Annotated in this window: 14 protein-coding genes; all 14 read right to left on the bottom strand. The window is 37.0% G+C overall.

Translation table 11 applies throughout. The features are described 5' to 3' along the window. Nucleotides 1-258: 258 nt before the first annotated feature. On the bottom strand, nucleotides 259-783 hold the full coding sequence (locus tag V4762_RS01085; protein ID WP_347313915.1) for a hypothetical protein: 525 nt from the start codon (nucleotides 781-783) through the stop codon (nucleotides 259-261). Between the two features lie 2 nt (nucleotides 784-785). Further along, nucleotides 786-1,310 carry a KdsC family phosphatase gene (locus V4762_RS01080; protein WP_347313914.1) on the bottom strand — a complete coding sequence of 175 codons (525 nt, stop codon included), beginning with the start codon at nucleotides 1,308-1,310 and terminating at the stop codon, nucleotides 786-788. A gap of 53 nt (nucleotides 1,311-1,363) precedes the next feature. After that, on the bottom strand, nucleotides 1,364-2,335 hold the full coding sequence (locus V4762_RS01075) for a KpsF/GutQ family sugar-phosphate isomerase (RefSeq protein WP_347313913.1): 972 nt from the start codon (nucleotides 2,333-2,335) through the stop codon (nucleotides 1,364-1,366). A gap of 57 nt (nucleotides 2,336-2,392) precedes the next feature. Continuing rightward, on the bottom strand, nucleotides 2,393-3,202 hold the full coding sequence (gene kdsA, locus V4762_RS01070) for a 3-deoxy-8-phosphooctulonate synthase (protein WP_347313912.1): 810 nt from the start codon (nucleotides 3,200-3,202) through the stop codon (nucleotides 2,393-2,395). Next, nucleotides 3,186-3,971 (bottom strand): acyl-ACP--UDP-N-acetylglucosamine O-acyltransferase, encoded by a 786-nt coding sequence (lpxA, locus tag V4762_RS01065; RefSeq protein WP_347313911.1) that lies wholly within the window; start codon nucleotides 3,969-3,971, stop codon nucleotides 3,186-3,188. The genes kdsA and lpxA overlap by 17 nt, the downstream gene beginning before the upstream one ends. A 1-nt stretch (nucleotide 3,972) precedes the next feature. Continuing rightward, the gene (fabZ, locus tag V4762_RS01060; RefSeq protein ID WP_347313910.1) at nucleotides 3,973-4,398 is read right to left on the bottom strand and encodes a 3-hydroxyacyl-ACP dehydratase FabZ; all 426 of its coding nucleotides are present in this window, start codon (nucleotides 4,396-4,398) and stop codon (nucleotides 3,973-3,975) included. 36 nt (nucleotides 4,399-4,434) lie between these two features. Beyond that, complete coding sequence (locus V4762_RS01055; RefSeq protein ID WP_347313921.1) at nucleotides 4,435-5,226, bottom strand: UDP-3-O-acyl-N-acetylglucosamine deacetylase; 792 nt, start codon at nucleotides 5,224-5,226, stop codon at nucleotides 4,435-4,437. Further along, nucleotides 5,214-5,678, bottom strand: coding sequence for a hypothetical protein (locus tag V4762_RS01050; protein WP_347313909.1), 465 nt, complete (start codon nucleotides 5,676-5,678; stop codon nucleotides 5,214-5,216). Before V4762_RS01050 ends, V4762_RS01055 begins: the two co-directional genes overlap by 13 nt. A gap of 66 nt (nucleotides 5,679-5,744) precedes the next feature. Continuing rightward, the gene (gene lpxD / locus V4762_RS01045) at nucleotides 5,745-6,785 is read right to left on the bottom strand and encodes a UDP-3-O-(3-hydroxymyristoyl)glucosamine N-acyltransferase (protein ID WP_347313908.1); all 1,041 of its coding nucleotides are present in this window, start codon (nucleotides 6,783-6,785) and stop codon (nucleotides 5,745-5,747) included. Next, nucleotides 6,775-7,251, bottom strand: a complete 477-nt coding sequence (locus V4762_RS01040) for an OmpH/Skp family outer membrane protein (RefSeq protein WP_347313907.1) — start codon at nucleotides 7,249-7,251, stop codon at nucleotides 6,775-6,777. The genes lpxD and V4762_RS01040 overlap by 11 nt, the downstream gene beginning before the upstream one ends. 112 nt (nucleotides 7,252-7,363) lie before the next feature. Continuing rightward, entirely contained in the window at nucleotides 7,364-9,085 is a 1,722-nt protein-coding gene (locus V4762_RS01035; protein WP_347313906.1) for a BamA/OMP85 family outer membrane protein, read from the bottom strand. Nucleotides 9,086-9,132: 47 nt separating this feature from the next. Continuing rightward, the gene (gene rfbD / locus V4762_RS01030) at nucleotides 9,133-9,966 is read right to left on the bottom strand and encodes a dTDP-4-dehydrorhamnose reductase (protein ID WP_347313904.1); all 834 of its coding nucleotides are present in this window, start codon (nucleotides 9,964-9,966) and stop codon (nucleotides 9,133-9,135) included. Continuing rightward, nucleotides 9,966-11,048: a glucose-1-phosphate thymidylyltransferase gene (locus tag V4762_RS01025; protein ID WP_347313902.1), complete on the bottom strand. Its 1,083-nt coding sequence runs from the start codon at nucleotides 11,046-11,048 to the stop codon at nucleotides 9,966-9,968. The genes rfbD and V4762_RS01025 overlap by 1 nt, the downstream gene beginning before the upstream one ends. A 47-nt stretch (nucleotides 11,049-11,095) precedes the next feature. Next, the gene (locus V4762_RS01020; protein WP_347313901.1) at nucleotides 11,096-12,205 is read right to left on the bottom strand and encodes an acyltransferase family protein; all 1,110 of its coding nucleotides are present in this window, start codon (nucleotides 12,203-12,205) and stop codon (nucleotides 11,096-11,098) included. Nucleotides 12,206-12,249: the final 44 nt, after the last annotated feature.

The raw sequence follows: 12,249 nt of genomic DNA, 5'->3' as shown, positions 1-12,249 counted from the left end.
CAAGATAACTTCCTGCCTTGGTCCTTTTGGTGTGTTGTAGGATTGGACAAGTTCATATGTTGTATATTTTTTATTATTCTTTTTATCTGTCTTTGTGTTAGGTCGAATGTACATAAATACAATATATACTATCAAATTTTATTTGTCAAGTACTATATTAATATTCAGTCACTAAATTACACTTTTTAAGCAAAATGACAAATATTACTACAAAAGATGGCTTTTGGATAACGTTTGGGTTTTTAGGGGTACGGTATTTTAGCTAAATTTAGGAGGTTTTTGACGAAGATGGGTTAAGCTCTTAACTACAGCATCCTTAGCAGTTATCTTTTTGTTTATAAAGTCAATGTCTGCAGTTTTTGAACTTAGCTGCTCATCCTTGCCCTTTAGACTAAAGTCGGTACACTTTAAAGTGCCATTGTTTGGATCAAATTCCCCCGAATTAAAGTACATTGTATATCCATTAACAGAGACTGTTCCAGACAAGATGTTTACCATCTTCGTCTTTTTGTCATATGCAGCACTTTTGCCCGTAATGAGAATTGATTCGTTTTTATCATAAATTATTTCAAAATCATCGCCTATAATCTCATTTTGATTATCGTAAACGTTTTTCGCCTTCATCTTAAATGGGAGCTGAATATCCTTAAAACTATTTATTAGCTTTTCAGTATCATTGTTTGAATTATTGGATTTATGTAAAATTAAGAAATTAGTAAACAAAGCAAGAGATGCAAATATTAGCAAAACTAATACAGTTAATACTAAAAATTTTCTATACACTTTTAATAATCTTCAAAATACAGTTTTATGCCCTGTTCCAACTTATTTTGGATTCTTAATATCTTTTCTATAAACGCTCTCGCTGCGCCTTTACCGCCAAAATCCTCAATAACAACATCAACTCTTTCTCTTACAGCCTCAACGGCGTCACCCGGACAAGCGCTCACTCCACAAACTTCCAGTATTGGCAAGTCGTTATAGTCATCTCCCATATAAGCAACGTTCTCATAATTCATATTTAGCTCTTTCAGAATTTTGTTTAGCTCAACTATCTTATTGTCACAACTCATTATAAGATAGTCCACTTTCAGCTCTCTTGCCCTATTTTCAAGAGAGATAGAACTCCTGCCGCTTATAAAGAGAGTTATAAAACCCAGCCTCCTTGCCATCGCAAGGCCAAGACCATCCTTTACGTTAAAAACTTTTATTTCTTCTTTTGAAGAAACAACTATGCCTCCATCGGTAAGAACTCCGTCTACATCAAAGGCAAGTATTTTTATTTTCTTTATTCTATCTTCAAGACTCAACCTAAAACTCCTTTTTATACATTTTTTAGTAATTGTATCAAAAAAATTTAAATTTAGACTATGCCTGCCTTTAGTATGTCGTGTAAGTGAATCATGCCTACCGATCTTAATTCCTCGTCCACGACAGGCAATAAATTTATATTTTTATCTTGCAAAATCTTCAAAGCCTCAGTAGCTAACCGTTTTTCATGGATATAAACAGGCTGTTTTGTCATAACTTCTTCAGCACGTCTCTTTAAAAACAGGTCGTCAATCTCTACCTTCCTTCTTATATCGCCATCGGTTATAAGACCTTTTAGCACGCCATTTTTATCAATAACAGAAACTGCGCCAAGACCCTTTTTGCTGATCTCGAAAAGAGCCTCTTTGACGATAGTTTCGAGATTAACTACAGGGTTGTCTTTGCCCTTGTGCATCAGATCACAAACCCTGGTTATCAAACTCCTGCCAAGTGCGCCCCCTGGATGAAAAAGAGCGAAATCCTGAGGTCTAAAGTCTCTTAATTTCAAAAGACACATTGCAAGGGCATCTCCAAGAACCAGTGTAACCGTTGTTGAAGAGGTAGGAACAATATTATATGGACAAGCCTCTTTCTTCACGCCTATGTCAAGCACGATATCCGCCAAAGTGGCAAGCGCAGATGAGAGGTTGCCTGTCATAGCAATTATCTTTACCCCAATTCTTCTTAAAACTGGGCAAATAGTAATTAGCTCTGAATTTTCTCCGCTATAAGAAATTGCAATAACAAGGTCTTTGCCAGTAACCATACCAAGATCGCCATGAATGCCCTCTGCAGGGTGTAAAAACAACGATGGAGTTCCTGTACTTGAAAGAGTTGCTGCAATCTTTCTGCCAATAAGTCCCGACTTCCCCATTCCCGTGATAATTACTCTCCCATCACAGTTAAGAATAAGATCTATGGCGTCTAAAAACGATTTATTAATCTTATCGCAAAGTTGGTCTATGCTCTCTCTTTCGACAAAGCATACCTCCTTAGCAAGGGACAATACTTCTTCTCTATCCATAAATGCCTCCAAAATGTAAACAATTGTAAAATTTTAATTCAAGATGTTTATGTTTATTTAAGATCCTACAATCTTTTTTATTGCTATCAGACTCTTTAAAAGGTCCTCAACCTCATTAACTGGCATAGAATTTGGACCGTCGCAAAGAGCACACTCAGGGCAGTCATGACATTCCATAAATACGCCATCAGCGCCCGCTGCCACAGCAGCCTTAGCAAGAGTAGGAACAAATTTTCTTTCTCCTCCCGAAGAATCCCCTAAACCTCCTGGTAGCTGAACGCTATGAGTTGCATCAAATATGACTGGCACATTAAATGACCTCATGATCTGAATTGACCTCATATCAACCACTAAGTTGTTGTACCCAAAAGAATATCCTCTTTCTGTCATACAAACTCTTTCTTCGCCAGTAGACTTAACCTTCTCAATCATTGGGCCAATAGAATGAGGCGCTACAAATTGACCTTTTTTAATGTTGACAGGCTTTTTTGCTTTGCCCGCAGATAAGAGCAGATCGGTTTGTCTGCATAAAAATGCAGGCAATTGAATTAGATCGATAACTTCAGACGCAATAGATACTTCCTCTATACTATGAACATCAGTAGTTATTGGCAAACCAACTTCTCGTTTTACTCTATTAAGAATCCTCAATCCCTCTTTAATTCCAGGACCTCTATATGAAGAGAGCGACGTTCTATTTGCTTTATCGTATGAGCTTTTGAATATCACCTGGATATTCAATGAATTTGCGATTTCCTTAATAATGTTTGCCATTTTCATTACGTGGTCTTCGCCTTCAATAACACAAGGGCCCAATATAAAAAATAAATCTTTGCCGCCAATTTCTACATCATTTATCCTGAACACGCCTAAAACCCCTTTTACTTTTCATAATAAACTCAACAAAATCTTTGTGTTCCTCATATTTAGAAAAATCACGCTTTATTATACTTATAAGCTCATCTTTTGGGTGAATCTCTTCTATCAAAATCTTATATATTTTTTTTATTGCGCTAATTTTCTCTTGAGAAAAGCCATTTCTCCTTAGTGCCACTAAGTTTAGGCCCTTTGGAATAGCAGGGTTTCCATCGCTCATCACAAATGGCGGTATGTCTTGGACAACTTTTGCAAGTCCTCCCACCATACACATCCTGCCCACTCTAACAAATTGGTGAAATGCTGAGGCGCCACCCAGAAAGGCCTCTTTTTCAACAACTACATGGCCTCCAAGAACCGCATATGCAGCTAATGTGCAATTTTCATAAACCTTTGCATTGTGACCAAGGTGCGTATAGCACATTAAATATGAATTTTCTCCTACATAGGTCTCTTCGCCCTCGCCTGTTGCCTTGTGTATAACCACATACTCTCTTATAGTGACGTTATTCGCAATATTCACAAAACTTTTCTCGCCCTTATAGTGAAAGTCTTGCGGATCCTGACCCAAACAGGATCCAGTTGATATAAGACAATTATTGCCAACTCTAGTGCCATTTTTGAGCAAGACGTTATTAGCTAAACGGGCGCTACTACCGACCGTCACGTCGTCTTCAACTATACAAAAGGGGCCAATTTCTACCTCATCACCTATATTGGCCTTTGGAGAAACTATCGCAGTGGAGTGAACTTTAATCATATTATTTTGGAAGGTAGAACATTAGATCTGCTTCACACACAAGCTTATCTTCTACCTTAGCAGTGCAACTCATCTTACAAAATGGCAACTTTATCTTTGACACATTAGCCTCCATGATAAGGGTGTCGCCAGGTCTCACTACTTTCCTAAATTTTGCCTTCTCTACCGAACTAAAAAAAGCAATTGTCCCCTCTTTTTTCAAGGATACCAGTGAAAGAAAACCCGCAACCTGCGCCATTGCCTCTACCATTAGAACACCAGGGAAAATAGGGTCGTTTGGGAAGTGTCCAACAAGATAGGGATCGTTATTTGAAACATTTTTTAATCCTACCGCCCTAACGTTTGGTTCTAATTCAAGGATTTTTTCTACCAAAAGCATAGGGTACCTGTGCGGTAAAACCTTCATAATATCGTTTATATCGTACAATACAACACCTCCTCAATAAATCTAAAGAATCTAAATTTATATTTTGTTTAGCATTTTACTAACTGCTGTGTTTATTTTATGGCTAGGCCTAACAGCAACTATCTGGGCACGCGGCAAAAATCCATTAAGGTAAAGATCTCCAATTAAATCAAGGATCTTGTGCCTTGACGCCTCTTTTGAGCTCCTCATTCTCCTTAAAGGGTGTCCTTTTTCATCGAATACAAGAACATTATCTAAAGACGCTCCCATTGCCTTTCCCTTAGATTTTAATAAATCATAGTCAGATAGAAAACCGAAAGTCCTCGAGTTCAGAATGGATTCTCTTTTGTCTCTTCCGAAAATAAACTCGTCGCTAAGAAGCCCTAAACCCTTTGAAGTATAATCCAAATAAACCCTAAGTTCAAACCTTTTATATGGGAACAGATAAATAAAAGATTCATCTTCTTTATAAAGTATTGGCTTTTCAATAGACTTAAAAATATTTTTTTTATTTTTTTTCGAAAAAACATCAGATAATTTTTTAAAGAATTTAATAGCACTTCCATCTAAAATCGGAATCTCTTCGCCCTGTAAAATTTCAATTACAGCGTCATTAACGTTTAACATAGCAAGTGCGCATAAAAGATGTTCAACGGTAGATAGTCTAAAATAACAATTTTCAAGAACAGTAGCGTTTTCAGAATGAATAGCCATATCCTGAAAGTTTGAGAAAATCATATCACCTTTTTTTATCCAAAGCCCCTTATCAGACGGATAAACCTCAATCTTACAAACCTTGCCTGTATGAATCCCTATACCTTCGAATGTAGCCTTATTTAATTTGGAGATTGTAGTTCAACCCCTAAAGCATTTTCTAATGAGTCGGGTTTATCTTGCAATGTTCCAGTTAATATTACTTTAACGCTATTGTCAGAGTATTTTAGAACCTTAGCATCAAGGTTTTCAATCCATGCATTTAATTTATCCATATTTTGCGGATTAGATAAAAGTTGTTTCAAACTAACGCCTCTATTGTCTTTTAGCATCATAATTACAGAGATCATTCTTTCCTTAGCATTTTTCATTGCAGCATCGTAAGAACTTTTAAAGGGATCTGAGCTGGTAAATCCTCCAACACCAAAACCAATCGCAACAATCTGATTTTTACCCCAATCAATTGACGCATTGGGATACTCTTCTACCAAATTTGATGAAAATGCACTGGCAGAAAAGGAAATTAAAAATAGGGAGAGAAAAATTGTAACAACAACCAATTGCTGTAACCTAATGATATTTTTCATTTTTCCTCCTAAAAGACATATATATAAAAATAATAAAAAGCATATAATCTTTACTACTGCTTTTAATTAAAATTCTTCGCAATTATTTTGATCGCTTAAGCTCTCAATCTGCTCTTCTAACTTCTTAATTCTTTTTTCAATTTCAGGTAGTCGTTCTATCAAAATTCTCTCTTTAAAAAAATCTATGTAAGGTCTCGCAGGATAACCCATAACAGTTGAGCCATCTGGAACATCTTTCATAAGACCTGATTTTGCAAGAACCGTAGCTCCTTTTCCAATTGTAAGGTGATCCTTTGCACCTACTTGCCCAGCAAGAACGGCATTTTCCTTGACATGAACAGAGCCCGATAAGCCAACCATAGAAACAAGTATAACGCTTTTTTCAAGGATGCAGTTGTGAGCAATTTGCACAAGGTTGTCTATCTTTACATTATCCTTGATAACGCTGTTAGAAAAGGCTCCTCTATCTATAGCAGTATTTGATCCAATATCTACCTCATCGCCTATTGAAACTCCGCCTATCTGTGGTATCCATGTATGATGCCCATAAGCATCAGTCGCATAGCCAAAACCATCATTTCCTATTGTTACACCTGCTTGGATCAAGCAGTTTTCGCCTATCCTACATCTTTCTCTAACGCTCACAAAAGGGAATATCTTTGTTCCCTTGCCGATCGAGGTGCCCTCTCCGACATACACAAAGGCTACGAGTTCAACGTCATCTTCTATGATAGCCCCATCTTCTATGACACAGTAGGGACCTATATATGATTTATCAGAAATATTGGCACTGTTAGATATTACAGAACTCTTGTGAATATATGGCTCTCTATGTATCTTCGGATAAAATATGTTAAGTACTCTTGCCAGAGCCAATTTAGGCGAATCTACCTCTATGGTAGGCTTGTCTGATTTAAACCCCTTGTAACAAAGAAAGGCGCCCGCTTTCGAGGAGCGGGCACTTTCATTATTGGTCTTATCTATAACAAAGCTTAAATCATTACCAGATGCAACAACTAAGGGTTTGACATCATTTACAGCAATGTCATCTCCGCTTAAAACACCGCCAATTTCTTTAGCAAGTTCGGATAAAAGTTTATTGTCCATTCACCTTAGCTATTACCTGATCGGTAATGTCCAAACCGCCCCACCAAACTATAGCATTATCGAGAACTATTGAGACCCCATCTTGCTTTGCGACCGCATCAATAGCTGTTTTAATCTTAGGAAGCACAGTTTGCAACTTCGCATCAATCGCAGATCTTGCAGCATCAACGTCTTTTGCCTTAAGAGCAAGTTCCTGGTTGATTTGATCGTATAACTTTTTCAGCTGATCTTGAGATTGGCCAGAAGCTTGAGCCTGAGCAAATTCTTGCTGTTTCTGATTTCTCAATTGCTCAAATTGGGTTTCAACCTGATTCTTTTGATCGATAAGAGGTTTCAACTCGTTAACTCCTGCCTCAACTTTCATAAGATCGATATAGGCAACTACATTGTCCTTTGCCATCGCCTTAGTTTGAAATGTAAACAAAACTAAAATTGCACAAGCAAACAATAACAAACTCTTCTTCAAATAAAGCCCTCCTTTTATATTCAATAAACTATTAGCGTAAGGCACTTAACAAACACCTATGCTCTTCACCGCTAACTGATTATTACCGTCTTTAAGCAAAACCTCTAGCACCTTAGAATGGGTTCCCCATACCAAAGTAACCCTTGAAGTGATTGGACGAATATGCACCATCAACACGAACTGGGCCAAATGGGGTATTTAACATTATACCCATACCGACGCCTGCATGAAGCTTAAAGTTTGGCCAATCGGTATTGCCGCCCCAGGCATCACCAATATCGGTAAACAGTGCGCCCCTAGTGCCTCTTATAAATGGGAACCTGTATTCAAAATTGCCAATTGCAAAGTATTTGCCATAGTATTTGTTATCTGTTATGCCCCTAACCGTTCCCTGACCGCCAACATAGTATTGATAGTATACAGGCATTATCTTGCCAGAAGGAACTATAGAGGTGCCACCCATAAATCTAGAGGCAAATACGTGTTCTTTTGACTTATCCAAAGGTATATAATCTCTGAATTCGGCAATCACCTTGTCGAATGAGTACAAACTTGACCCCCCAAGGAAGCCGTTTGTCTGAGATATGCTCGCGCTTGCAAAGTATCCCTGACGAGGGTCTCTGGTCTGATCCCTGGTGTCCCTTGATAGCGCATAGGTTAGAGATCTATAAGAACCGTTTGGCCTATCATATTGATCGTTTGGATTAATCGTCTGATCTGTAGAAAGGTGAACCCTTTCATAACCAGGAGTGATAGTCTGTCTTGTATATTTATCGAAAATTGGGAAGCCAAATGACATATTAAACCCTGCTGCCTTCTCATCGGTAGTATAACCGCCTATCAGCAAGCCATAAGTTCTATAATTGTACAGGTTTGCTGCAAAGGACATATTGTGATCGTTGAAGTTAGGATCTGAAAAGCTAATTGAATAATAGGATTGATTTGTGCCAAACTGCAGTCCAATAGACATAGTTTGCGCCCTACCGAACATATTGGTATCAGATAGAGTTATCATACCTATGGCATTGTATGCAGTGCTGTATCCTGCCCCAAACGTAACAGAACCAGTTTTCTTCTCCTTCACGTCTATGTCAAGGAATATTTCGCCTGGCTTTGTTCCTGGCTCAAACATTACGCCTACATCGTCAAATATGTTCATATCATAAAGTTTGTTTATATCTGCCTTAACTTTGTTGTAATTAAATATCTCGCCTGGCTTCACGCTAAGCTCTCTTCTAATAACGTGTTCTACAGTTCTGTGGTTGCCCAATATCTTTATAGCCTGTATCTTTCCTTCTGCTATAGTCACCAACAAATGTCCCGAAGGATCAAGATTTGCGTCCATTATCCTTGCTGCTGTGTATCCCTGGCTTGCATAGTAATCCTCAACCCTTTTTAGAGACTTGTCCATCTCGTTGTAGTTAAAAACTTTGCCTGTGGGCAAATTCATTATGCTAAGAATTTTATCAGTTGGGATAACAGTATTGCCTTGTATTAGAACTCCTTCAAGAATTGGATTCTCTGTAACAACGTAAATAAGCTTGACTCCGTCCTCAAATGGCTCTGTTTTTGCCTTCACATCGCTAAAATAACCTAAAGCATAGATAGACTTCAGACTCTCTTGAACGTCATTTGGAGTAATATTGGAGCCAATTCTAAAAGGGACCGCAGACAATATGTCCTCAGTCGCAATGTTTTTATTACCTTCTACCCCAAATGCAGTTACCTTAACATAGCTGCTGCCAGAACTTCCCCCGTCAGCAAAAGAAACCGCAGACAAACCAACCAATAAAGTTACGAGAAAAAAACTAATTATAAAAAAACGCCAGGGCATATTTTCTCCCCTCTCAATAAATTTTGTGATTCGATAAAGCTATCATATCATAATTGTAAATTTGTTAAAAGATAATTGATGGTAGTATCTTTCCAGTCTTCATCGCTAGTCAGCGGGAAATTATCCAAAACTGAAAATAAAGGTCTTTTTGCAGGCGTAACAAATTCATCTGACTTAGCAGGAACAAGCTCTATATTTAACTTAATGGTCTTAAAAATAAACTCAGCCCATTGAAATCTTGAGCAGTATCCAGAATTTGTAATATGGTAAGTGCCATAGGGCATATTATTTATCATATTTAATGTTTTCAGGGCCAAATATCTTGCACTAGTTGGACTAGAAATCTGATCGTCTACTATCTTAAGGCTGCTCTTGCCTTTAGACCACTCAACAAGCTTCCTTGGAAAAGAGTTTGGACCATCACCAAATACCCAGCTAGTCCTTACAATATAATGCCTTGAGCACAAAGAAGACACTTCTCTTTCGCCAGAAAGCTTTGATTTGCCATAAACTGAAATTGGATTTGTCTCATCAAAGATCAAATACGGTCTCTTCGAAGTCCCATCAAAAACATAGTCTGAGCTAAAGTGCACAAGTACAAAGTTAAGTTCGTTCGATAACACAGCAAGGTTTCTGGGGCCCAAGGCGTTAACTCTATACGCTGTTTCCTGATCAGATTCAGCCCTATCAACTTGGTTATAGGCAGCACAGTTTAAAACAATATCTGGCATATAATTTTTCATCGCCTCTTTTAATTCAAAAAAGTTAGTTATGTCCAACATAGTTTTATTAAAAGATATCAACTCAAAATTAAAATTTGCTGAGTTAGTCAAAAACTCTTTTGCGAGCTGACCATTTGAACCCAAAAGAATTACTTTCACTAATAAACCTCAACCTGGGCATCGTCGCCTATAAAAAACCTATAAGCCTTTACCAATTCTTCTTCTTTGGAAATATATGTCCTTCTACCTATCAAAGAGGTATCGATTCTCCCTACGCCAAAAATTTTACTTTCCTCAAGGACGACAGAGTGTTCAATCTCACTTTTCTCAATATGGCACCTGTCACCGATGCTGGTATATGGCCCTATAAATGAATCTATTATAATCGCTCCAGCCCCTATGACCGCTGGTCCTCTGACTTCACTCCTCTCAATTCTTGCAGTTCTATCAACTTGAACCCTGCCAACAATTTTAGAGTCTACATTTTCTCCCAAAACCTGTCTTTTAATCTTTTCATCCAAGACTATTCTATTCGCTTCCAAAATTTCATCTTTTTTGCCTGTATCAAGCCACCAACCTTGTAGAACCTGTGCTTTTACAAAATTTTTTCCTGTGACCATTGTATCTATTGCGTCTGTAATCTCAAGCTCATTTCTCCAGGAAGGCTTTATCAGCTTGATAGCGTCGTGAATCTTATTCGAGAAAATGTAAATTCCCACAAGGGCAAGGTTTGAAGGCGGATCCTTTGGTTTCTCTATAAGTTTTGTTACATTGCCATTGTCATCTAAAACAGCGACTCCAAATCTCGTAGGATCATCAACCTCTTTAAGAAAGATCATCGCATCAAGACCTTCAGAAAAAAATCTATCTATATAAGAACTTATACCATTCTCTATGAGATTATCGCCCAAAAACATCACAAAAGGACTATCCTGCAAAAAGCCCTGGGCGGTTTTAACTGCGTGCGCCAAACCAAGAGGCTTTTCCTGCAAGATAAAATTAAAATCTATTTTTTTATTGTCAAAAGTATACTCTGCAAGAACTCTTTTTACCTCTTCACCTGTCTCAGGAGCTATTATTACCCCAATATCCTCTATCCCAGCCTGTAGTATGTCATCGATAACAAAATATAGTATAGGTCTATTGGCTACAGGTATCAGCTGTTTTGTAAAGGTGTAGGTAAATGGCCTGAGCCTTGTTCCCTTGCCACCACTTAATATAAGCGCCTTTGCTCTTTTCATAAGAACCCCTTTATTTTTTCTTATTATTATAAAACACAATTATGATTTTATTTATTATTACCCATTGTCCTTCTTGATAGTCTGCCCAAAAAAATAGAAAAATATCTATTTAGAAACCATATTACAAGGATAGAAAAAAATAAAGAAACCGCTGTCAAACCAAAGCCGCTAATACATTGTTCGATAAAAAATTTTTTGCTCGTGATAAAAAAATCAGGAAAGCCGAAATGGTAAAAAAGATATTCATTTGTTTTTTGAAAAAAGTAAAAGATTGCCTCATGAAGGGTAAACACAGTAAGGGTGTTTTTACCAATGTAAAGCATAAAAGGGTTGTTTTTTGTAATATTTGATACATAAAGCCAGAATGATATTCCACTAATAGTTACAAAATATCCCAAAAAGTCAGAAAAAAACAGGCCTTGAAATACATCAAATTCGTCAATGAGTAAAAAAAGCGCAGCGTTTATTATAAGAACAAATAAAAAGAGCAATAATTTATATTTTTTTATCCCTATAAAATTATTCAATAAGGTGTTTAGAAATTTAGAGCTTTTGAAAGCATACCCCAAACCAAACCATATAAACCCCGCTGCGATTCCCCAAAAAAATAAAACTCCATAGCTTCTAATGGCTCTTAACCAAAAAACTTGAGCGTTGTCAAAAAGTTTTAAAGATGAGCTTATAGCGTCAATTTGTAACCCAATACACATACAAGAGATAAAGATAACAAAGATTATATACTTTTTCTTTGAACACCTTAAAACATAATCATACAAAGTAGAAACAAAAAATATCGCAGGCAAGAACCAAAGGGGCGTTGTAAATTGATTCTCTTTTACTATTAAGAGATTTGTAAAGTACGTAAAGAAAATCGGTCTATGTGAGGTCAGGATAAGCATAGAATATATATAAATAAGAATCCCAAAAAAGAAATAGGGAATAATATATCTTCTTATATTTCTTAAAAGGACATGACCAGGACCCATCTTAAGCTTTGGGTTAAACACAAAGCCTGCTACAAACCAAAAAAGAGCCAAATGAAATGAATATGCATATTTAATTAATACTTCAGGAGAAAAATAGGTGGTATGCCCAAAAGCTATCCAAAATATTCCATAAAATTTTGCTTTATCGACCCAATCAATTCTCTTTTGCATAAACTATTATATTAGCATAAATAATGTCATAAAATAATGTCATT

Origin of the sequence: Thermodesulfobium sp. 4217-1 (assembly GCF_039822205.1) — a bacterium.
In the GTDB taxonomy this organism is placed as follows: domain Bacteria; phylum Thermodesulfobiota; class Thermodesulfobiia; order Thermodesulfobiales; family Thermodesulfobiaceae; genus Thermodesulfobium.
Note: the sequence above shows the minus strand (reverse complement) of the source record. Positions and strands in the feature narration are given on the sequence as shown.